This window comes from Jonesia quinghaiensis DSM 15701, assembly GCF_000423205.1.
GTDB classification, from domain to species: domain Bacteria; phylum Actinomycetota; class Actinomycetes; order Actinomycetales; family Cellulomonadaceae; genus Jonesia; species Jonesia quinghaiensis.
The window spans coordinates 50,330-71,570 of the sequence record NZ_AUHN01000005.1; the positions used below are offsets into that span (position 1 = coordinate 50,330).

At 58.4% G+C, this 21,241-nt stretch carries 19 protein-coding genes; 12 read left to right on the forward strand and 7 right to left on the reverse strand.

Features of this window, described 5'->3' with window-relative positions:
* Nucleotides 1-18 precede the first annotated feature (18 nt).
* On the forward strand, nt 19-798 hold the full coding sequence (gene pstB / locus G538_RS0103430) for a phosphate ABC transporter ATP-binding protein PstB (protein ID WP_029068211.1): 780 nt from the start codon (nt 19-21) through the stop codon (nt 796-798).
* Nucleotides 799-891: 93 nt separating this feature from the next.
* On the opposite strand, the gene G538_RS0103435 is transcribed toward pstB, so the two are convergent.
* Together G538_RS0103435 and G538_RS0103440 are read right to left on the reverse strand one after the other, a co-directional pair.
* The gene (locus G538_RS0103435) at nt 892-1,731 is read right to left on the reverse strand and encodes a methyltransferase (protein WP_157544286.1); all 840 of its coding nucleotides are present in this window, start codon (nt 1,729-1,731) and stop codon (nt 892-894) included.
* Between the two features lie 72 nt (nt 1,732-1,803).
* Complete coding sequence (locus tag G538_RS0103440; protein ID WP_029068213.1) at nt 1,804-2,298, reverse strand: hypothetical protein; 495 nt, start codon at nt 2,296-2,298, stop codon at nt 1,804-1,806.
* Nucleotides 2,299-2,525: 227 nt separating this feature from the next.
* Here G538_RS0103440 and G538_RS0103445 point away from each other — a divergent pair, with 227 nt between their 5' ends.
* The 4 genes from G538_RS0103445 (at nt 2,526) to ispF (ending at nt 5,921) form a co-directional block, all read left to right on the forward strand.
* Nucleotides 2,526-3,011 carry a CarD family transcriptional regulator gene (locus tag G538_RS0103445; protein ID WP_029068214.1) on the forward strand — a complete coding sequence of 162 codons (486 nt, stop codon included), beginning with the start codon at nt 2,526-2,528 and terminating at the stop codon, nt 3,009-3,011.
* Between the two features lie 167 nt (nt 3,012-3,178).
* Nucleotides 3,179-4,627, forward strand: coding sequence for a hypothetical protein (locus tag G538_RS0103450; protein WP_029068215.1), 1,449 nt, complete (start codon nt 3,179-3,181; stop codon nt 4,625-4,627).
* Nucleotides 4,624-5,436: an IspD/TarI family cytidylyltransferase gene (locus G538_RS0103455; RefSeq protein ID WP_051196545.1), complete on the forward strand. Its 813-nt coding sequence runs from the start codon at nt 4,624-4,626 to the stop codon at nt 5,434-5,436. Before G538_RS0103450 ends, G538_RS0103455 begins: the two co-directional genes overlap by 4 nt.
* Nucleotides 5,433-5,921, forward strand: a complete 489-nt coding sequence (gene ispF / locus G538_RS0103460) for a 2-C-methyl-D-erythritol 2,4-cyclodiphosphate synthase (RefSeq protein WP_029068217.1) — start codon at nt 5,433-5,435, stop codon at nt 5,919-5,921. The genes G538_RS0103455 and ispF overlap by 4 nt, the downstream gene beginning before the upstream one ends.
* Here ispF and G538_RS14885 read toward each other — a convergent pair.
* Nucleotides 5,874-6,461: a TetR/AcrR family transcriptional regulator gene (locus G538_RS14885; protein WP_051196546.1), complete on the reverse strand. Its 588-nt coding sequence runs from the start codon at nt 6,459-6,461 to the stop codon at nt 5,874-5,876. The two genes, ispF and G538_RS14885, sit on opposite strands and share 48 nt — an antisense overlap.
* Nucleotides 6,462-6,515: 54 nt before the next feature.
* Nucleotides 6,516-7,952, reverse strand: coding sequence for a D-arabinono-1,4-lactone oxidase (locus G538_RS14890; RefSeq protein ID WP_051196547.1), 1,437 nt, complete (start codon nt 7,950-7,952; stop codon nt 6,516-6,518).
* 69 nt (nt 7,953-8,021) lie between these two features.
* Here G538_RS14890 and G538_RS0103475 point away from each other — a divergent pair, with 69 nt between their 5' ends.
* Nucleotides 8,022-9,218, forward strand: a complete 1,197-nt coding sequence (locus G538_RS0103475) for an alanine racemase (RefSeq protein ID WP_029068218.1) — start codon at nt 8,022-8,024, stop codon at nt 9,216-9,218.
* A 19-nt stretch (nt 9,219-9,237) separates the two neighbouring features.
* On the opposite strand, the gene G538_RS0103480 is transcribed toward G538_RS0103475, so the two are convergent.
* On the reverse strand, nt 9,238-10,248 hold the full coding sequence (locus G538_RS0103480; protein WP_245566782.1) for a LacI family DNA-binding transcriptional regulator: 1,011 nt from the start codon (nt 10,246-10,248) through the stop codon (nt 9,238-9,240).
* A gap of 130 nt (nt 10,249-10,378) precedes the next feature.
* Here G538_RS0103480 and G538_RS0103485 point away from each other — a divergent pair, with 130 nt between their 5' ends.
* From G538_RS0103485 to rlmB, 6 genes are all read left to right on the forward strand, one after another.
* Entirely contained in the window at nt 10,379-11,674 is a 1,296-nt protein-coding gene (locus tag G538_RS0103485) for an extracellular solute-binding protein (RefSeq protein WP_029068220.1), read from the forward strand.
* 7 nt (nt 11,675-11,681) lie between these two features.
* On the forward strand, nt 11,682-12,719 hold the full coding sequence (locus G538_RS0103490; protein ID WP_029068221.1) for a carbohydrate ABC transporter permease: 1,038 nt from the start codon (nt 11,682-11,684) through the stop codon (nt 12,717-12,719).
* A complete protein-coding gene (locus tag G538_RS0103495; RefSeq protein ID WP_029068222.1) occupies nt 12,716-13,606 on the forward strand; it encodes a carbohydrate ABC transporter permease in 891 nt (296 codons plus the stop codon). The genes G538_RS0103490 and G538_RS0103495 overlap by 4 nt, the downstream gene beginning before the upstream one ends.
* Before the next feature lie 43 nt (nt 13,607-13,649).
* Nucleotides 13,650-15,956 carry a beta-xylosidase/alpha-l-arabinosidase gene (locus tag G538_RS0103500; RefSeq protein ID WP_029068223.1) on the forward strand — a complete coding sequence of 769 codons (2,307 nt, stop codon included), beginning with the start codon at nt 13,650-13,652 and terminating at the stop codon, nt 15,954-15,956.
* Between the two features lie 189 nt (nt 15,957-16,145).
* Nucleotides 16,146-17,555: a cysteine--tRNA ligase gene (cysS, locus tag G538_RS0103505; protein ID WP_029068224.1), complete on the forward strand. Its 1,410-nt coding sequence runs from the start codon at nt 16,146-16,148 to the stop codon at nt 17,553-17,555.
* Between the two features lie 33 nt (nt 17,556-17,588).
* Nucleotides 17,589-18,596, forward strand: coding sequence for a 23S rRNA (guanosine(2251)-2'-O)-methyltransferase RlmB (rlmB, locus tag G538_RS0103510; RefSeq protein ID WP_029068225.1), 1,008 nt, complete (start codon nt 17,589-17,591; stop codon nt 18,594-18,596).
* 2 nt (nt 18,597-18,598) lie between these two features.
* Here the strand turns inward: rlmB and G538_RS0103515 are convergent, their stop codons facing one another.
* Together G538_RS0103515 and G538_RS0103520 are read right to left on the reverse strand one after the other, a co-directional pair.
* On the reverse strand, nt 18,599-19,840 hold the full coding sequence (locus tag G538_RS0103515) for a DUF4032 domain-containing protein (protein WP_029068226.1): 1,242 nt from the start codon (nt 19,838-19,840) through the stop codon (nt 18,599-18,601).
* 128 nt (nt 19,841-19,968) lie between these two features.
* Complete coding sequence (locus tag G538_RS0103520; protein WP_029068227.1) at nt 19,969-21,069, reverse strand: ABC transporter ATP-binding protein; 1,101 nt, start codon at nt 21,067-21,069, stop codon at nt 19,969-19,971.
* Between the last annotated feature and the right edge of the window lie 172 nt (nt 21,070-21,241).

Here is a 21,241-nt window from a genome sequence, read left to right on the forward strand (position 1 = left end):
GGAAAGGTAACCTGAGAAATGTCAAAGCGAATCGATGTTGACGACCTCAACGTCTACTACAGTGATTTCCTCGCCGTCGAGGGCGTGTCCATGAACATTGAGCCCAAGGCCATCACGGCGTTGATCGGCCCTTCCGGCTGTGGAAAGTCGACCTTCCTGCGTACCTTGAACCGTATGCACGAGGTCATTCCAGGTGCCCGAGTCACTGGAAAAGCAACACTTGATGGTGAAGACCTGTACGGCCCGCAAGTTGACCCAGTCGCTGTGCGCCGCCACATCGGTATGGTGTTCCAGCGCCCTAACCCATTCCCCACCATGTCCATTGCGGACAACGTGTTGGCTGGTGTGCGGTTGAACTCCAAGCGACTCTCCAAATCGCAAGCGGAGGAAACTGTTGAGACCTCCCTACGCGGTGCGAACTTGTGGAATGAAGTCAAAGACCGGCTCGATCGCCCAGGTTCATCACTGTCTGGTGGTCAGCAGCAACGTTTGTGCATTGCTCGAGCAATCGCAGTGAAGCCAGATGTTCTCCTCATGGATGAGCCATGTTCTGCACTGGACCCTATCTCCACGTTGGCGATTGAGGACCTCATGCACGAGCTCAAGTCCGACTACACCATCGTGATCGTGACGCACAACATGCAGCAAGCCGCTCGTGTGTCAGACCGCACCGCATTCTTCAACATTGCGGGAACTGGCAAGCCAGGCAAGCTCATCGAGATGGACGACACCACAGTGATGTTCTCATCACCACGTGAAAAAGCTACGGAAGATTACATCTCCGGTCGTTTTGGGTGAGCCCACCCACACCATATTGATAAGAGCCGCCACCCAAGCAGGGTGGCGGCTCTTGCCATGTGGGCTATCTTTCGTGCCCCCTCGGCAGCGGCGTCAGCGTGTCTTGTCCAAAACGTACAGCGCGTTAGTGGCTGGGAATGGAAACGAAAAGGTCAACCGGTTGTGGAGGTGGTCAATGTACCCAGGCTGAACATACTGCTGGGAATGAATGACGGTGAATCCCACTGCATGAGCGAATCCGACGTAGTCGTCCTCGCTCATGGCGGTGTAGAACTCTTGGCTTTCCCGGGCAAATGATTCAGCTCCCCAGGTGTACGTGAAAGCAAACTCTGTCAACGAGTGAATAGTGCCTTCCCAGACGCCGGGCGCACGGCGCACCAGCGCGACGGTGCGGTCATAACCAGGTTGCGCAAACGGGCACTCAGCGAGGTAACGCTCAACCCAGGCATCGTCTTCAGGGTTGAGTAGTGTCATGGTGGCGAGGGATTCTGGATTGTCCGGTGTCACCCCGTCGCGGATGATAAGCCGCCCACCAGGCGCCAAGGCTTGGTGGAAGACGCGCAATGTCAGATCGATGTTGCGCATACTGCCGCGTAGAGCGTCCCTATTCCCGTAAGAAAACACCTCGTGCAGAATCGAGGAGGCCACAATGGTGTCCACAGGCGTCTCGACAATCGAGAGGAGTTCGTCAGCGTATCCTTCCAGCACAGGGATCGCTGAGTGTGGGTAGGGGAACGGATCGATCCCTACGACGCGGCTTGTGGGGAATGCCTGAGCTATAGCCGCCCCAAGTTCTCCACCCCCGCTACCAACATCAACAATGTTGCCTGGGAGGATATGGTCAAGGATTGCGACCTTATCTCCCAGTGATGATGCCATGCGGGAGTAGTACACGTCGTCGAGTTCCCCCGAGAGCATCTGCTGCGTTGCCATGGGCACGAGCATAGTGGTTATGACGATGCGGCAGGAAACGCGGGGATAGGCAGGAGCGCCTTGACGTTGTTGTTATGCCTCAGAGGGGAGGTTCTGCGTTTCCAAGAATTCTTGGTACTCCGGAAGGGAACCTTCAAGAACAGGCACGGGGATGTCGTGGGTGTCTCCAGCAGAGTCACTGAGTGTGACGGTGAGGTTCGCGCCTGACGGTACGCTCACAGTGTCGAGAACTGGAATCTCAGTGTCAGTGGAGAGGTTGATGGTTCCACCGGCTGGGATGTGGTATGCCTCGTTGAGGGAACCATCTTGCGTGGTGAGCGTCGCGGTGTGGTCTTGTGTGGAATCGTTGTGTACCGCACCGAGAAGGTAGCCGGTGCCGTCTGAGTCAACAACAACCATCATGTTGATTACTTCGAGTGTTCCACTGTCGAGGGCCACCCGGGTGCCGTCCGATGCGCCGTAGTAATGGGCTGTTTGCGCAGGAGCGCAAGCGGCCACACTCACGATCAGTCCACCCGCAACAGCGAGAGCGGAAAGGCGACGACGGACGGGCTGGGTGCTGAACATGGGGAGCTCCAGGAAGCAGAGTAGGCGGGGCTGGCCGTGGCCAGATCGCCCTCAATTCTACCGGTGGGTACCTCTGTGCGGGACCTTGGTCACTTATGACCTGCACCACTTCAGAGTGCATGAATGGGCAGGTCGCTTGACGTGTGGCAACAGACAGTGCAAGATTCGCCTGCTCGTGGAAGGGCTACCATGGTAAGATGGGTATCCGCGAAAGGGGACAACCGCTGATGTCGTTCACAGTAGGGGAGACCGTCGTCTACCCGCACCACGGAGCTGCACTGATCGAAGAGATCAAGACGCGCACCATCCGAGGCGAAGACAAAACGTACTTAAAGCTGAGAGTCGCTCAAGGCGATCTCATTATTGAAGTTCCAGCCGACAACATCGACCTCGTTGGAGTGCGTGATGTCGTAGGTAAGGAAGGGCTCGACGAGGTCTTTGAGGTCCTCCGTGCCCCCTACACCGAAGAGCCAACCAACTGGTCACGGCGCTACAAAGCAAACGTTGAGAAGATCGCCTCCGGTGATGTCATCAAGGTTGCTGAAGTTGTTCGTGACTTATCACGCCGCGACACTGATCGTGGGCTCTCTGCCGGGGAGAAGCGTATGCTCGCCCGTGCTCGTCAGATTCTCGTGTCAGAGCTAGCTTTGGCTGAGCGCACGAGTGAAGATGAAGCAGAGACAATGCTTGATGGGGTTCTTGCTTCGTCATAATGTCCAGCGTGTGCATGTCACACCTGCGCAGGGACAGCAGCCGCCACCGTGCCCCGTTTGCGGGAATGCCGGGAGAGCGGCTGTTGTTGTGCTTGCCACCAGCGTCAAACGTTTAGTTGTACGCCGGCAAGGTCTAGCTGACCACACTATTGTGAGGAGTACCGTTCATGACCACACACTGTGAAGGTTATGAGTCCGAACCCCTCTTTGACGCGCAGCCTAACGAGGCCGTAACGCCACGTGGCTTCACCGTCCAGGGGAACCGTCCTGTGGATGACGCTTCAGAGCGCACCGTCACAGTGGGGGAGGTGTTGACCATTGACCTCAGCGCCCTTGATGTTTCTCCGCAAGCCGATGATATTCATGTGCAATGGGAAAACGGTCACGTTGGTCCCACCTACCGTGTGCAGCCAGAGGACATCGGCACCACACTGCGCGCGGTAGCTGTTTTCGCTTCACCTCACGTAGAACCACTACGTGTTGAAGTTGAGCGAGCAGCTGTCGTTCCGGCTCCGGCGCCTAGCATCGACAGATCCTTGGTGAGTGTTGCGTCAATGGATGACTCCGTTGCAGAAGTTGATGAAGAACCCACTCAGACGCTCAAGGACGCTCTTCTTGCCGCTGCAGCAGCTGGTACGCCCCCAACGGACGCCTCAGCATTTTTTGCGCAAACATTCCCTGGCACGCGCCCATCTGTGGATGACGCCACAGAAGAAGAGGTACGTGGGCCAGCAGTCCGGGAACTTGTGCCAGTCAATGTTGCAGTTGACGCACAGGCTTTCTCCACCCCGGTAGACCACGTCGACGTTGCACTCGTCGTGAACGGCATTGTGATGCAACGCCAAGAAAACATTGCCCGAGTGCGCCTGGACGACATTGGCGGCCAAGTATCACTGCTCGCAGAAGACGGCAGTGAAGTGGACATGTTTCACACCACCCTGACACCACCAGCAGGAACATCTGGATCGGTGGCTGCGGTGGAGATCAGCGCTGGGGTACGCGGCGGTGAGTTAGGGTCCACCCGCGTCACCGTGGGCGTCATCCGCGCTGGACGCACCCTCGCTTTGGAATCAGAACGTGGCGTGCAATTTGTTGAGCCGCGAGTAGGTGAAAAGTCGCGGGTGAAGATCCGCCCCGAGGATTTCTCTCCAGCCGCTGATGAACTGTCATGGCAATGGCTTGTTGACTCACGCCCTGTGCGAGGCGCAACCAAAAAGACCTACCGGGTCCGTGCCAAAGACCGAGGTAAAGTCCTGAGCGCAGCTGTTTTGGCTCGCAAAGAAGGCCACTTACAAACCCTTGTTGAAGTGAATCTCGGTGTCGTTCTGCCCGCCGACGCCCAAGAATATTACGGCCCAGACCTCACCATTGAGGGCACCCCATCAATCGGTCATGTCCTTGCCCTGACCGGTTTCGATGCCGCGTTGTTCGACAAGACACCCCGCAGTATTGATATCCAATGGCTACGTGATGACCGCATTATCCGTGGCGCACACGAATGGACTTACACCATCACGTCAGCGGATTACGGTCATGACATCTGGGCGCGGGTGATCGCGAAGCGACCAGGGTACCGTGCCACTATTCTTTCGGCGCAGACGGTTTACGTCTCGTGACGCAAGCACCTCACCACGCCACACCACATACTGACGATGCCCACCACACTGTGGTGGGCATCGTCACGGCCGCAGGTGCTGGTACCCGGTTGGGTTACAGCATGCCTAAAGCCCTCGTGCCCCTTGACCCAGAAAACCCCGACACCGCACTGGTCGTTGAGGCAGTGCGTCGGATGCTGGGTGTTGAGGGGATGGCTGAGCTTGTTGTGACAGCGCCGCAAGAGCATCGTGCGTTGTGTGCCACGCTGCTGGCACGTTGCTTCCCTGACCACGGTGAACGCATCACCGTGGTAACTGGGGGCGCCACCCGCCAAGCATCGGTAGCTTGTGGTGTTGAAGCTCTCGCTGCGCGTTCAGCGCGCAGCGACACGGCTAAGCCCGTGATCGTGTTGGTGCATGACGCCGCCCGTGTGTTAGCACCCACCGCCATGATGCAACGCCTCGTTGACACGGTTGCAGCAGGGCATGACGCGGTCATCCCTGTGCTGCCAGTGGCAGACAGCATCGTGCGAGTGGGAGCAGCACGCGGCACAGAGAACTACCCCGTCGATGGGGCGGTAGACCGCCGTGACCTGCGGATTGTACAAACTCCGCAGGCTTTCCCGTTCCCTGTGTTAGCTCAGGCTCACGCCGCTTTTCACCATGAGGGGCGCACTGAAATTACCGCTTTCACTGATGATGCGTCATTGGTTGCGGCCCACGGCCACAACGTTTTGGCTGTCATCGGCGACCACCACGCAGCCAAAGTCACCACACCAGCTGATCTTGTTCTCGCTCGACTCACCTACCAGCAGGAGACCCACCCATGATCCCTCTCGTTGGCATTGGCACCGATGTGCACGCATTCGCGTCACCTGACGCTCACCGTGAACTATGGCTGGGTGGAGTGTTTTTCCCTGGTGAATCGGGCCTTGATGGTCACTCTGACGCTGACGTTATCGCGCATGCCGCTGCGGACGCACTGTTCTCAGCTGCTGGCCTGGGGGATCTGGGCTCAAACTTTGGCACCAGTGAACCACAGTGGGCTGGGGCCGCAGGTGCTGTCCTGTTGGAAGAAGCCGCCAACCGTGTCACCGGGGCGGGCTACCAGATCGGCAATATTGCGGTGCAGCTTGTGGGGAACCGACCCAAAGTTGGGCCACGACGCGCTGACATGGAAACTGCCATGACCCAGGCGGCCGGTGCACCGGTACGGATCTCCGCCACAACCACAGACGCTTTGGGTTTCACCGGCCGCGGCGAAGGTTTAGCGGCGATCGCCACTGCCCTTGTTGTTGCGCAACCGGCTCACTGACCGTTCAGGCGCCGTCAGCGCACTTAACGTGGCGCACAACTCCTCGAAAGACCGGTCGAGGCTTTGCGGTATTCCAAAACCGCCGCTGTGCTCCAACGACACAAAACCATGTAACGCAGAGCGAATAATCCGCACCTGATCCACCACTGCTGTGGGTGACAACCCAGCAGGGAGCGTCGCGGCAATGATGGCAACAATGCGGTGAGCGGTGTCTTGCGCTTCTTCGGTGCGAAAGAGGTGGGGGCGTTGGGTTGTTGTGTACAGGCCGGGATGGTTGGTGGCGAAGGAACGGTAAGCGTGAGCTAACCCTCGGAGTGTGCCGTCAGCTGCGCGTAGGCTGCGTTCAAACAGGACGAGTGCGTCTGCTGCTATGGCGCATTGCAAATCTTCGAGGTTGCGGACGTGTTTGTACATGCTTGGTGGGGCAACACCGTAGTGCCGGGCGAGGGAGTGGAGGGTGACGGAGTCTAAACCGTCTTCGTCAGCCATTGCCATTGCCGTGGTGACAAGTTTCTTACGGGTGAGACCCACTCGTGGCATGGTTGTTCCGTTCGCGAAGGTAAAGGACGGCGATGTCCAGCATAACGGGGAAGACTACGAAACGCGGCCAAACACCTTATTGGTGTAGTGGTTGGTGAACGTTCCCCGTGGGTCAAGTGATGCACGTAGATCGTGGAAGTCGCCAAAGTGAGGGTAAAGCTGCGCGAAGTCCTCACTGCCTAGGGTGTGCATCTTCCCCCAGTGGGGGCGGCCACCAACGCTGCGGAACACTTCTTCCACCGTATCGAAGTACTCCCGGTAGCGACTGTGCTGGTACTGGTGAATGGCCACATACGCGGTGGTGCGGCCCTGTGCAGGGGAGAGCCACAGGTCATCTGCGGCGCCGGTCCTGACTTCCACGGGGAACTGCACAGAAAAATCTTTCCGGTTGGCGATCCGCATGACATCAACAAACGTGTCATGGAGTGCCTCAAGAGGGATGGCGTATTCCATTTCCACGAACTTCACACGCCGTTGGCTGACGAAAACCTCATGGGATGGCGCAACGTATTCGCGTGCGGTGAGTGCGCGGGAAGCCAAAATGTTGACGGGCGCCGCTAGCGCTGGAACCCGTGCGGACAACGAGTTGGTGAATTGGAAAAGCCCATTGGCAAGGAGTTCTTCATCAATCCATGCGCGGGTGTCATGAACGAGTTGAGTGGCCCGGTGGGGTTTCTGTTCGGCGTCGACCGGTACACGGTTGCTGGTTTTGAGGAGCGTGCCGGTGGTGCCAGGAAACCAAAAGAACTCCATGTGGTCGTTGCTGTGGATCAGGCCATCTGGCCCGTTGAGTGATTCAAGGACCTCAGCAAGAGGAGTTGGTTTGTCGTGGGCGTGTAGGTGAAACGCTGGCACGCATCGTAGTGTCACCGCAATAATGATGCCTAAAGCGCCAAGGCTGACTGCGACAGCGGGCAGTAGGTGTGCGTTTTTGTGTGGTGATATTTCCATGATTTCGCCACTTGCCACCAGGATACGTACCCCGTAAACAAACCCTGCGAGCCCGGGAAGGTTCACCCCGGTGCCGTGGGTTCCGGTGGAAAAAGCTCCTGCGAGCGACTGAAGGTCAATATCTCCAAGGTTCGCTAAAGCAAGATTGTGACCAGCAAGGATGCTATTGAGTTCTTGCAGGCGAATACCTGCACCCACTGTGACGAGGTGTTCACCTGGGTTGTCCGGGTGAGGGAACATCGATTCCACGGCGGTGAAATGTTCCAGGCTCACCTGAATGCCATTGGTGGCAGCTGCTGGTGAAAATGAGTGGCCTGCCCCCACTACCCGAATGCGTTCACCTGTCGCGACAGCACGGTCTACGGTGCGCAGTAGGGCGGTGGCGTCAGGAGGCGCTGTGGTGAGGCGTGGTCGGCTCGTTACTGTCCCAGCCCAGTTGGTCCATGTGGTGTCCCACGTGCGTTGGCGGCGGGAATAGCTTTGTGATGTCTCCTGCGCGAAACCCCATAGCGTTGAGTCGCGGTCTTGCGCGTCATCCATGAGGGAAGTCTAAACGGTGGGGACGGATGGGGCGATAGACTCACCGATATGTCCAATGGTGGAGGGAATATGTCTAGCGCACCTTTGTCCCGTAGGCTCTCGCAAGCAACCAAGCATCTTCCTGCACCGGTGTGCGTAGTTGATGGTGACGCAGTGCTACGCAACGCTGATGAGTTGGTGGCACGGGCAGCGGGTCACCCTATTCGTCTAGCCACGAAATCACTGCGGGTGCGGGGCGTGATAGAAACTCTGTTGGTGCGTGACGGGTTTCGTGGGCTGATGGCTTATTCTCTGCGTGAAGCGTTGTGGTTGTTTGGTCACGGGTTGCGCGACATTCTTGTTGCCTACCCCAGCGTGGACACCGATGCGCTGCGTGAATTGGCGGAACACCCGCAAGCACGTGAGCACATCACATTGGTGGTGGATTGTGTGGAGCACATCGCGATGATTGCTGCTGCGCAACCAGGTACCCCAGTGCGGGTTGTTCTTGACGTTGATGCGTCTCTTCACATTTTTGAACGACTACCGCGCCCGTTACACATCGGGGTGCGGCGCTCGCCGTTGCACTCTCCCAACCAGGTGGCTGAGTTCGCGCAGCTTTGCCGCAGGTCACCGGCAATAAAGGTGGTGGGGGCGATGTTTTATGATGCGCAGATCGCTGGCCTTCCCGATGCTTCAGCGTTGCACCGCGTGATGAAAAGCCTGTCCCACGCCGAGCTCACAGAGCGCCGCCAGGAGTGTTGTGCTGCGCTTGCCGCTGAGGTTGGTCCGTTGGAGCTGGTCAATGTTGCTGGTACCGGGTCGCTGCATCGTTATGGGGGTGCACAAGAAATTACCGAGGTGACAGCTGGTTCTGGCATTTTCCATCCCGCACTTTTTGACGCATACGATGTGCCGCCGCCGTTGGGGCAGGCGCTAGAGCCTGCCGTGTTTCTTGGGCTCGATGTGGTGCGACGACCCGCGCCGGGCATTGTGACCGCGTTTTCAGGCGGGTATGTGGCGTCTGGCCCTGCGGGGCGTAATCGTTTGCCGCGCCCTGTTGAACAGTGGCTGCGGTTGACGCGTAGCGAAGGTGCAGGTGAGGTGCAAACGCCGGTGCGCGTAGCGAAGGGGCATCACTCGCCGAAAGTGGGGGAGCGGGTGTGGTTGCGTCATGCGAAAGCCGGCGAGCAGATGGAACGGTTCACCCACGTGCATCTTATGCATGACGGCGCTGTGACGAGTGCGATGCCGACGTATCGAGGTGAGGGAGTGTCATTCGGGTAGGGGCGAGGTGAGGTGTGCGCTAGGGCGATGTTGGTGGGGCGCAGGAAGCCCGGACAACGAGGTGTGTAGGCATGATGATGTTGGTGACGGTTTCTCGCCCAGCGATGATGTCATCAAGCATGTGCAGTGCTAGTGCGCCCATCTCTTGCAGTGGTTGCGCCATGGTGGTGAGGGGGATGCGGAAAAGGGCAGCGTCTGGGACGTTGTCGAAACCTACCACGGAGAGGTCCTCTGGGACGGACAGCCCCAAAGATTCGGCGACGTTTATCACCTGAATTGCGGAGAGGTCGTTGGCTGCAAATATTGCTGTGGGTGGCTGTGGGCTGGTGAGGATGCGTGTCGCCGGTTCGATGGACAGCTCCGGCTGGTAACCACCCTCCCCAAAGTATTCGGGGCGTACATCTACCCCGGCTGCGGCCATGGCATCTCGAAAACCGGCTTCGCGTTCGGTGGAGGACTGCAACCCTTGGCGTCCGCCTAGGAAACCAATACGCCGATGCCCGAGAGACAGCAGGTGGTTGGTTGCGGTCACTGCGCCGGTGTAACTGTCGCAGCGCACGGTGGGCAGGCTTGAGGTGCCTAAGTGTGGGTCGATTGCTACTACGGGGATGGCGAAACTGCTTTCTCCGCCGGTGGGTGTGACGATGACGGCCCCGTCGATGAGGGTGCCGGAGAGGCGGGAGAGGTGTTTGCGTTCCCAGTCGGGTGTTTGTGCGGAGCCGCCTTTGCCGCTGTATGCCAGTAGTTCGTAGTCCGTCTTTTTGATTGCTGCCCCGGCGCCTTTAAGGAGTTCTGTGGAGAAGGGCTCGAATTCGGCAACGAGCATACCGAGTACTCCGCTTTTTCCACTGCGTAGTGATTGTGCGCCAAGGCTTGCCTCGTATCCAAGGTCAGCGATGACTTGGCGGACGTGCTGGGTGCGTGCGGGGGAGATGCCGTCTTTGTTGTTGACGACTTTGGAGACGGTGGCCACGGACACCCCAGCGGTCCGGGCGACATCGGCCATGGTGACGCGAGGTGTTGTGTTCACCTGTCCATTATAGGGATACTCCCGCGTTTACGATAACGTTATCGAAAACGTTACCGATAACGATTGACTATTTACCCTGTTGTCCCGCACGATAGTTATGCACATCACTCAATGACGAGGAGATTCCCGCATGAAGCGCACCACAACCCTGCGATACGTCGCCGCAGCAGCAGCGATCTCAATGCTCGCAACAGCTTGTTCTGGAGGCTCAGACAACGAGACCACCAACGCAGATGGCGACACCGTCATCACCTGGTGGCACAACTCCAACACAGACCCTGGCAAGGGCTACTACGAGGACGTTGTCCAACAGTTCGAGGCTGACAACCCAGGTGTAGAAATCCGCATCGAAGCGATGCAACACGAAGACATGGGCACCAAACTCGAAGCAGCCTTCCAATCAGGCGACCTCCCAGACATTTACATGGAACGAGGCGGCGGAGAACTCGCTGACCACGTTTCCGCTGGCCTGACCAAAGACCTCAGCGAAGCCACCGCAGACACCATCAGCAAACTCGGTGGTTCAGTGGCTGGATGGCAAGTCGACGGAAAAACCTACGGCCTGCCCTTCTCCATGGGGGTAGTTGGCTTCTGGTACAACAAATCCCTCTTCGCCGAGGCGGGAATCGACACAGCCCCCACCACCATGGACGAGCTGTACACCGCGGTCGACAAACTCAAAGCAGCAGACATCGAACCCATCTCCGTCGGAGCAGGGGACAAATGGCCAGCAGCCCACTACTGGTACTACCTGGCACTGCGCCACTGCTCACAAGAAGTCCTGCAATCGTCAGTAACCACACTGGACTTCCAAGACCAATGCTTCGTCGACGCGGGAACCAGCCTCGAACAACTCGTCGCAGCTGAACCCTTCAACGCCGGGTTCCTCTCCACCCCAGCACAATCAGGTCCAACCAGCGCATCAGGTCTCCTAGCAACTGGCAAAGTTGCCATGGAACTAGCCGGACACTGGGAACCAGGCGTCATGCAAGGACTCACCGAAGACAACACCGGGCTTGGTGAAGACACCGGCTGGTTTGCCTTCCCCGCTGTCACCGGTGGTGCAGGAGACTCCGCAGCGCAACTTGGTGGCGGTGACGCGTGGTCAGTTTCCCACGACGCCCCAGACGTAGCCGTGGAGTTTGTGGAATACCTCCTCTCCGATGAAGTTCAACAAGGCTTCGCAGAACTCGGCATGGGCTTGCCCACTAACCCTGCAGCCTCCAGCTTTGTGGAAGACCCAGCGCTCGCAGACCTCCTTGCTGTGCGTGACGCCGCCCCATTTGTTCAGTTGTACTTTGACACCGCGTTTGGAACCTCCGTTGGTGGTGCGATGAACGACGAAATCGCCCTCGTATTCGCAGGTCAATCCAGTGCACAAGGTATTGTCGACGCCACCCAGAGCGCCGCAGACGCAGAGAAGTGAGATCACCGTGGCAGACACGACTGACGCATTGCTCCGCGATGCTGGGTCCTCTGCGACAAACGGTTCAGTAACATCGTCTGCTGCGGCCCACCGTGCCGCAGCAGACGGCCCTGAACCTCAACGTCGCACCTCACGACCAGATCGCCGTCAAGCGATCGAAGCGGCCATCTTTATTGCCCCCGCGTTGTTGCTCTTCGGCTTCTTCGTGGTGTGGCCCATGGTCAAAGCAGTGCAATTTTCCCTCTACCGGTGGAAAGGCTTTGGGCCCCTCGTCGATTTTGTGGGGTTGAGAAACTACATCTCAGTCCTGACCAATGAGGTCTTCCAAGATGCTTTGGTCCACAACCTCATCATCATCGTCGCCTCAATCGCTATCCAACTGCCGTTGGGGCTCATGATTGCTCTTCTGCTGAACCGCAGAATGTGGGGCCGTGGGATCCTGCGCACCATCGTTTTTGTGCCCTACGTTCTGGCAGAAGTCATTGTCGGTGTGGTGTGGTTCCAACTCCTGCAACCCAACTACGGTGCCATTGACGTCATGCTGGACGCCATAGGTTTACAAGGACCCGAACAAGGCTTCCTGGGAACACCGCAGTATGCACTAGCTACCGTGATGGTGGTACTGACCTGGAAATACCTCGGGTTCGCAGTGATTTTGTTCCTTGCTGGTTTGCAAGGTGTACCAGAAGAACTTAACGAAGCAGCACAAATTGACGGCGCATCATGGTGGCAAACACAACGCAAAATCACCATTCCTTTGCTGGGACCAACCCTACGCACGTGGGCGTTCCTGTCCATGGTGGGCTCACTGCAACTCTTTGACATGGTGTGGATATTGACCAAGGGCGGTCCGGCGAACTCAACGACCACCATGGTCACCTTCCTCATCACCGAAGGTACCCGCCGCTCAAACTTCGGCATCGCATCGGCGGCGTCGGTGGTCTTGTTCATCATCGCCCTGGCGCTCGCTCTGACCTACCAGCGCATCGTGTTGCGCCGGGACAACCCAGACTTTGACACTCCTCGAAAGAAGGTGACTCGATGACCGCCGTCACCACACCTCCTACTGCCCCTCCAACCGCAGTGCGTTCCCGACGTACTCGCGCGCAACGCGATGGGCACGCGGCTGGCCCCGGTGTGTACTTTGTTGCCTTCCTGCTGGTGTGTATCACTCTTGGCCCCGTGATGTTTGCGGTGCTTGGCGGGTTCCGCACCAACGCTCAGCTCGCTCAAACCCCAGCAGGGCTACCAGACCCGTGGGTGATGGATAACTACGTTCGGGTACTCACAGAATCAAACTTCTGGGTTTACGCACTGAATTCCACCGCCATTGCGTTACTGACCACCGCCATGGTGGTGGTATTTGGCATGATGGCAGCCTACCCACTGGCTCGTTTCCGGTTCCGCCACCGTGAAGCGATCTTCACCGTTTTTGTAGCGGGTCTTCTTTTCCCCGCAACTGTGGCAATCATCCCGTTGTTCATCCTGATCAATAAGGACCTCTCGCTGGGGAATACGTGGATGGGTGTTGCGCTGCCTCAAGCGGCGTTCCAACTTCCCATCACCATCGTTATTTTGCGCCCATTCCTCCAAGCGATCCCCAACGAGCTAGAAGAAGCCGCAAAACTCGACGGGGCTGGGCGCATTGGGTTCTTCTGGCGCATCATTCTGCCGCTCTCTGGGCCAGGGATGGTCACTACCGGGGTATTAGCGTTCGTAGCGTCATGGAATGCTTACCTGTTGCCACTTCTGCTGCTGCAAGGAGACATGAAGACCCTCCCACTGGGTGTTGCAGATTTCTCTTCGGAGTATTCCTCAGACATCGCGGGTGTCTTTGCTTTCACCACGTTGTCGATGATCCCGGCGCTGGTGTTCTTCCTTGCCCTGCAAAACCGGATCGTCAGTGGATTGCAAGGCGCGGTGAAGGGCTGAGTATCTTCAGCCCCGACCGCCATGCCGTGAATTTGGAGCAGACATGACAGACAACACTGCGCGCCACGCGCAGAACCAGCGCGCACAACACCTTCTCAGCCAGATGACCCTTGACGAAAAGCTCGCGCAAATTGTGGGTTTTTGGGATAAAGGCGATGGCGAAGCGGTGGCGCCGCTACAAGGCGAATTTGAAGGCCCAACCACCTTCACCGCAGCCACCACACGCGGGTTAGGGCACCTGACCCGTGTGTACGGCACTCGCCCCGTGGACCCGGCTGAACGGGCCGCATGGTTGTGGAATGAGCAGCGGCGCATCGTGCGAGAAACCCGGTTAGGAATACCGATGCTAGTCCACGAGGAGTGCCTGACCGGGCTGTCTGCGTGGCAAGCAGCGACATTCCCCACCCCCTTGGCGTGGGGCGCATCGTTTAACGCCCCACTGGTGCAGCGCATGGGTGCACTCATTGGTGAGTCGATGCGCCAATTGGGAATCCACCAGGGGCTCGCCCCGGTGCTGGACGTGGTTCGTGACCCCCGCTGGGGGCGCGTCGAAGAGTGCATCGCTGAGGACCCCTACACGGTGGGAACAATTGGCACCGCGTACGTTCAGGGACTGCAATCACAAGGTATTCACGCCACGTTGAAACACTTTGTGGGGTATTCCGCTTCGCAATCTGGGCGGAACTTCGGTCCCGTTCATGCGGGTCCTCGAGAAATCGCCGATGTTCTCCTCCCTCCGTTTGAGATGGCAATCCGTGACGGTGGTGTGCGCAGCGTCATGCATGCCTACACCGAAATTGACGGTATTCCTGTGGCCGCGAACCCGCACTACCTCACTGACCTGCTCCGTGACCAGTGGGGTTTTGATGGGGTGGTTGTTGCCGACTACTTTGGGGTGGCGTTCCTCAACCGGCTGCACCACACGGCCTCGTCTCTGGAAGATGCGGCACACCAGGCGCTCACCGCTGGGGTGGACATCGAACTACCTACCGGTGACGCCTACTTGGCGCCACTACGCCAGGGCATTGTAGAAGGGCGCATCGACGAAGCGCTGGTAGACCGTGCAGTTTTGCGTGCCCTGACCCAAAAAGCCGAACTTGGGTTGCTCGACGAAACTTTTGACGAGGAACCACCAACAAACATCACTCTCGACTCAGCGGAACACCGGGCAGTGGCCCGCCAACTCGCTGAAGAGTCCGTCGTATTGCTGTCCAACTCCGGGGTGCTGCCACTGACCCACACCCCGCAGCGGCTCGCAGTAATAGGCCCCAACGCTGACCGCATCTCAGCGATGTTCGGATGCTACTCCTTTGTCAACCATGTGTTGTCCATCCAAGAGGGCTATGACACCGGCATCGAGGTACCAACCCTGCACGATGCGCTTGCTACAGAGTTCCCTGGGGCCACCATTTCCCACACCCCCGGGTGCGGCATCGAAGATGACGACACCAGCGGGTTCGCCGAGGCAACAGCATTAGCGGGGGACAGTGACCTCACCGTCTTGGTGTTGGGAGACCAAGCTGGACTCTTCGGGCGTGGAACGGTCGGAGAAGGGTGCGACCGCGACAGTTTGGAACTACCTGGCGTACAACGCCAACTCGCTGAAGCGGTGCTTGCGACCGGTAAACCCGTCATCATTGTTCTACTCACCGGCCGACCCTATGTGGTGGGGTGGGCCCTGGAACAAGCCGGTGCTGTTGTGCAAGCGTTCTTCCCCGGTGAAGAAGGAGCAGCGGCAGTAACCGGCGTGCTTTCCGGGAGAATCAACCCCTCCGGACGCCTACCCGTATCACTGCCGCGATCCACCGGCGCCCAACCGTACACCTACCTCCACCCGCGCCTCGGCGGCGACTCCGACGTGACAAACCTGTCCACCCAGCCCGTACGCCCCTTCGGGTTTGGGCTGTCCTACACCACGTTCGAGCACAGCACCCCCAACGTTGCCGGGACCACCCCCAAGGACGGTTTAACCGTCACCGTGGACGTCACCAACACGGGAGACAAAACTGGCCAAGAGGTTGTTCACCTCTACGCCCGCGATGTCATCGGCAGCGTAACCCGCCCCGTAGCGCAACTCATCGGGTTCACCCGGGTCGAACTGCACCCAGGTCAACAAGCGACCGTGACGTTCACCGTGCCACCAACCCTGCTGTCCTTTACCAACGCAGCGATGCAACGCATCGTGGAACCTGGCGAATTCCACCTGTGGACAGGCAACAGTGCACAACCCGCCAGGCAGCACACCAGCATCACCTTGGTGGGAGAGCCACACACCGTGCAATCCAGTGACGCACTCACCACCACCATCCACACCACCGTGCATGAGGCTGAACTCGCCTCCCAGTTATAACGCCTATTGCACCCACAACGCCGATGCCCGTGCCCACCCCTGCTGGCGCGGGCATCGTGCTTGCCACCAGCAAGATGACCAAGCGTGCCACCTGCTCACCACAAGCCCAACAATCGAACAATCAACCCGCAGGTGAGTGTGTCATCACCCATGCGGATGCTTACCAGACAAGCCGGTAGACTGGCACACGTGACTCTACGGCTCTATGACACCGCAACTCGAGACATCCGCGACTTCACACCCCGCCAGGCGGGCTGTGTTGGGGTGTACGTCTGTGGTGCCACCGTCCAGTCCGCGCCACACATCGGACACATGCGATCAGCTGTCGCCTTCGACGTACTGGTGCGCTGGCTCCGCCGCAGCAACTACAACGTGACCTACATTCGCAACGTCACAGACATTGACGACAAAATCCTCGCCAAGTCTGCTGACGCCGCAATGCCCTGGTGGGCCTGGGCCGCACACAACGAACGCCTCTTCACCCACGCCTACGACGTGTTAGGCAACCTACCCCCCACCTACGAACCCCGCGCCACCGGGCACATGATGGACATGATCGACCTCATGACCACCCTGATCGAGCGAGGCCACGCCTACGTCGCCTCCGAAGGCAACGTCTACTTCGACACCCGATCCTGGCCCGACTACGGCGTCCTGACCAACCAACACATCGACGAAACCGTGCTGTCCGCCCAAGACCTCGCCGACAGCAACAAACGCGACCCCCGCGACTTCGCACTGTGGAAAGCGCCCAAACCCGGAGAGCCCGACACCGCCTCATGGAACACCCCATACGGCAGCGGACGCCCCGGCTGGCACCTCGAATGCTCAGCAATGGCCCGGCGATACCTCGGCGACGAGTTCGACATCCACGGCGGAGGACTCGACCTGCGATTCCCACACCACGAAAACGAACAAGCCCAATCCCGAGCCGCCGGACACGGATTCGCCAACCACTGGATGCACTCAGCCTGGGTCACCCAAAGCGGCGCAAAAATGTCCAAATCATTGGGCAACGGGCTGCTCGTCACCGAAGTGCTGACCACAGCACCAGCAGCCGTCCTGCGCTTCGCACTAGCCTCAGTGCACTACCGATCCATGCTGGAATGGACTGACCAATCAGTCACCGACGCCCACGCCGCATGGGACAAATTCACCGGACTCTACACCCGAGCCGTTGAACTCCTCGGCGAAGCAGTCACCGGCGACATCCACAACATCGAACTACCCGCACCATTCACCACCGCCCTCAACGACGACCTCAACGTCGCCCAAGGGCTCGCAGTGATCTACGAGCACGTCAAAGCAGCAAACACCGCGCTCGCAGAACGCGACACAGACCATGCACTCAATGAAGTACTTGTCGTCCGAGCAATGCTCGACATACTGGGACTAGACCCAGCAAACTGGCAGCAAGACTGTGGAGACGCCCGTGAAACCACAGCCCTTGCCGCCCTTGTGCAAGGACAACTCGATCAGCGCGCCCAGGCGCGTGCTGACAAAAACTGGGCAACCTCCGATGCCATTCGCGACGCCCTCGCAGCAGCCGGAATTATCGTAGAAGACTCCCCACACGGGGCACGCTGGTCACTCAACTGACCGCGCCTCCAGACACCACGAGAGAAGACACCCATGGCAGGAAACTCCCAGCGTCGAGGCGCTATCCGTAAAGACACCACCAAAAAAGGCCAAGTAAAAGGCTCCGGTGGAAACCGCCGCCGCGGCCTAGAGGGACGTGGCGCAACACCAAAAGCCGATGAACGCACCTGGCACCCAGCAGGTAAACGCAAAGAAGCACACGACCGCCTAGAAGCAGCTCGTGCGCGCCGCGCAACCCGCGCACGCACAAACCGGGCCGGTTCGCGCGCCCACGAAATCGTGGCTGGACGTAACGCTGTCCTCGAAGCGTTGCGCACAAACATGCCCGCAGAACGCCTCTACATCGCGAACCGAATCGACCACGATGATCGCACCCGCGAAATCATGGAAATCGCCGCAGAACGCGGCATCCCACTCGTTGAAGCAACACGCCCAGAACTCGACACCCTCACTGATGGTTCCGTTCACCAAGGCGTGGCGATGGGCGTCCCCGCATATGAGTACCGCGAAGTTGATGACCTCCTTGACGAGGCCGCAGCGAAAGATCAAGCGCCACTACTGATCGCATTGGACTCTGTGACAGACCCACGAAACCTTGGCGCAATTCTACGAGCCGGAGGCGCTTTCGGTGCTCACGGTGTGATTGTTCCCGAACGCCGTGCTGCCGGTGTGACAGCCTCAGCGTGGAAAGTGTCAGCCGGTGCTGCCGCTCGGGTACCCGTTGCCAAGGTGACGAACCTTGTGCGTGCACTAGAGAGCCTCAAAAAGTCTGGCTGCTTTGTGGTGGGACTCGACGGTGACGCTGAAGCCTCTGTGCGCGACTTACCTTTCGGCGCCGATCCTCTTGTCATTGTTGTGGGGTCAGAAGGTAAGGGACTTTCACGTCTCGTGCGGGACACCTGCGACGCCATTGTTTCCATCCCCATCACCGCGGCAGTTGAGTCCCTCAACGCATCAGTTGCTGCCGGCATCTCCCTGTACGAGATTGCTGGAATCCGCGCTGATGCCGCAGCAGAAGCCGCAGCATCAGCGACTGACTGAGATCAGTCTTGCAAGTGGGCTTCCTCGGGCAGTAGCCCGAGGATAGCCTGCTCGTCAGGTCGGTTGCGCAACACATTGTCCACGTAGGATTCCACCACTTCACTCATGGGAATATCGCGTTGCTGCTGCTCTGCGATGAACCACCGGTGGTCGAGGATTTCGTGGAACAGTTGCGCGGGTTCAAGCTTCTTTCGCAGTTCGCGGGGAACCGCCCGAATAGTTGGTTCAAAAACCCCTGCAAGCCAGTCGTGGGCAACAAACTCAATCTCATCGTTCTGACGTTCAGTTGCTGCTCGGTACGATTCGAGGTCATTGAGTAGACGGCGGGCCTGGTTTTCTTGAACATCCAACCCCGTCAGGTGCATCAGACGGCGTGAGTGGTGACCGGCATCCACAACTTTCGGTTGGATCATCACTGTTGTGCCGTCGATGTCCGTAGTCATTTCTAACTCGTCAATGTCGAAGCCTAGCGAGTTCAAATATTCGATGTGTGTTGCTACACGCCATGTTTCTTCAGCGTCAAAGGTTTCCACATCATGCAGGGCATCCCACAACTCGTGGTAGCGGCGAAGTAGTTGGTTACCAATCTCGATGACGTCTTCCTCTTCATCGAGGAACTCGCCAGCTTGCAGGTCCATCAACTCACCAATGATGTTGGTGCGCGCCAACTCAATGTCATAGTTGCGCTGACCGTTCGAGAGTTGGGGGTGGAGTTGCCCAGTTTCTGCGTCCACCAGCCATGCGGCGAAGGTTTCCGCGTCACGGCGAAACAGAGTGTTCGACAGTGACACGTCACCCCAATAAAACCCGATGAGGTGCAGGCGCACCATCAACACGGTGAGCGCGTCAATGAGGCGGGTTGCTGTGTCTGGTTGCAGGTTTTGACTGAACAGCGAACGGTAGGGGAGCGAAAAAGCGAGGTGTCTTGTGATGAGCACCGCTTCGAGGCGCTCTCCGTTTTTGTCTTTGCGCCCCGTGATGACGCCAACTGGTTCAACGGAAGGAACATCCGTTCGAGATAGTTGACGTAGTAGTTCGTACTCGGAAAAAGCGACTGTTTCTCCGATTTCTTTGACCGCTATCACCTGATCGCCCAGTTTCACAAAGCGCACCACGTGGCGTGAAATACCACGAGGAAGAGCTGCGAGAACCTCAGTTGGCCAATCCTCCAACGGAATATCCCACGGCAGGCTTAGCAGCGCCGGGTCGGGTTTCGCGGCGGTGATTTGGAGGGTGTGTTGCACGGTGTCTCCCGGTCAGTTGAGGTCACGATCATTCTACGGCGCTGATGCTCACCGACAAGAAAGGTGGGTAGGCCCGTTATTGGGGCCTACCCACCACTCATCGTTCAGTGTTGCTGATTCTCAAGGAATCAGATGGTTGCGAGACGCGCACCTGTGCTTGGGGAGAAGACGTGTTCGTGGCCTGGCTTGATGGCTACGTTGATGAATTCGCCCTTGTCTGGAGCGGAACGTGGGTTCACGCGGACGATAACGTCCTGCTCGCCTTCACCGGTCTTCAGGGTGCCGTACACGTATGCGTCTGAGCCAAGCTCTTCAACAATGTTGACCTGAACTGCCAGTGCAGCAGGCTCAGCAGCTGAAACGATGTCCAAGGACTCAGGGCGGAAACCAATGGTGATTTGACCATTGTCAGCGTCAGTGAGGCCAGCAACAGCATCGCGGGTGATGGGCAGGCGGGTTTCACCGATCTGCGCTACACCGTTGTCGATCTTGTAGGTTCCTAGGTTCATGGCAGGGGAGCCAATGAAGCCAGCAACGAAGACGTTGTTGGGGGTGTCGTACATTTCACGAGGGGTGCCAACCTGCTGGAGCAAACCATCCTTGAGGACCGCGATACGGTCACCCATGGTGAGAGCTTCGGTCTGGTCGTGGGTCACGTAGACGGTTGTCACACCGAGGCGGCGCTGCAGCGACGCGATCTGTGTACGGGTCTGAACGCGGAGCTTAGCGTCAAGGTTGGACAGTGGCTCATCCATGAGGAACACCTGTGGCTGACGAACGATCGCACGGCCCATAGCAACACGCTGACGCTGACCACCGGAAAGAGCCTTTGGCTTGCGGTCAAGGTACTGGCTGAGGTCGAGGATCTTTGCGGCCTCTTCGACGCGCTTGCGGATTTCTTCCTTAGGTGTGCCAGCAATCTTCAGGGCGAAGCCCATGTTGTCGGCAACCGTCATGTGTGGGTACAGCGCGTAGTTCTGGAAAACCATCGCGATGTCGCGGTCCTTGGGCTGAACATCGGTGACGTCACGGTCGCCGATCATAATGCGGCCCTGGTTGACGTCCTCAAGACCTGCGAGCATACGCAGGGAGGTGGACTTACCACAGCCTGATGGGCCCACGAGGACGAGGAATTCGCCGTCTTCGATGTGCAGGTTCAGCTGGTCGACAGCTGGACGCTCTGTGCCCGGGTAAATCCGGCTGGCGTGGTCATATGTGACAGTAGCCATGATGTGCTACATCCCTTCACCGGCAGGTACGTGCCGGACGATCCGTTGTGATGGGTGCGCACGCGTCGCATCCGCAAGCTTCTGCGTGTGGACATGTCCGCGTTGACACTCGTGTTCAGTTGTTGATCCGTGGTGATGGTGAGTCCGGGTGACAAGTCACGGGACATCGTAG

What these genes read in the sequence shown, in the direction of transcription:
- pstB (WP_029068211.1), top strand. Translation starts at nt 19, where the DNA reads ATGTCAAAGCGAATCGATGTTGACGACCTCAACGTCTACTACAGTGAT.
- G538_RS0103435 (WP_157544286.1), bottom strand. Translation starts at nt 1,731, where the DNA reads ATGGCAACGCAGCAGATGCTCTCGGGGGAACTCGACGACGTGTACTAC.
- G538_RS0103440 (WP_029068213.1), bottom strand. Translation starts at nt 2,298, where the DNA reads ATGTTCAGCACCCAGCCCGTCCGTCGTCGCCTTTCCGCTCTCGCTGTT.
- G538_RS0103445 (WP_029068214.1), top strand. Translation starts at nt 2,526, where the DNA reads ATGTCGTTCACAGTAGGGGAGACCGTCGTCTACCCGCACCACGGAGCT.
- G538_RS0103450 (WP_029068215.1), top strand. Translation starts at nt 3,179, where the DNA reads ATGACCACACACTGTGAAGGTTATGAGTCCGAACCCCTCTTTGACGCG.
- ispF (WP_029068217.1), top strand. Translation starts at nt 5,433, where the DNA reads ATGATCCCTCTCGTTGGCATTGGCACCGATGTGCACGCATTCGCGTCA.
- G538_RS14885 (WP_051196546.1), bottom strand. Translation starts at nt 6,461, where the DNA reads ATGCCACGAGTGGGTCTCACCCGTAAGAAACTTGTCACCACGGCAATG.
- G538_RS14890 (WP_051196547.1), bottom strand. Translation starts at nt 7,952, where the DNA reads ATGGATGACGCGCAAGACCGCGACTCAACGCTATGGGGTTTCGCGCAG.
- G538_RS0103475 (WP_029068218.1), top strand. Translation starts at nt 8,022, where the DNA reads ATGTCTAGCGCACCTTTGTCCCGTAGGCTCTCGCAAGCAACCAAGCAT.
- G538_RS0103485 (WP_029068220.1), top strand. Translation starts at nt 10,379, where the DNA reads ATGAAGCGCACCACAACCCTGCGATACGTCGCCGCAGCAGCAGCGATC.
- G538_RS0103495 (WP_029068222.1), top strand. Translation starts at nt 12,716, where the DNA reads ATGACCGCCGTCACCACACCTCCTACTGCCCCTCCAACCGCAGTGCGT.
- G538_RS0103500 (WP_029068223.1), top strand. Translation starts at nt 13,650, where the DNA reads ATGACAGACAACACTGCGCGCCACGCGCAGAACCAGCGCGCACAACAC.
- rlmB (WP_029068225.1), top strand. Translation starts at nt 17,589, where the DNA reads ATGGCAGGAAACTCCCAGCGTCGAGGCGCTATCCGTAAAGACACCACC.
- G538_RS0103520 (WP_029068227.1), bottom strand. Translation starts at nt 21,069, where the DNA reads ATGGCTACTGTCACATATGACCACGCCAGCCGGATTTACCCGGGCACA.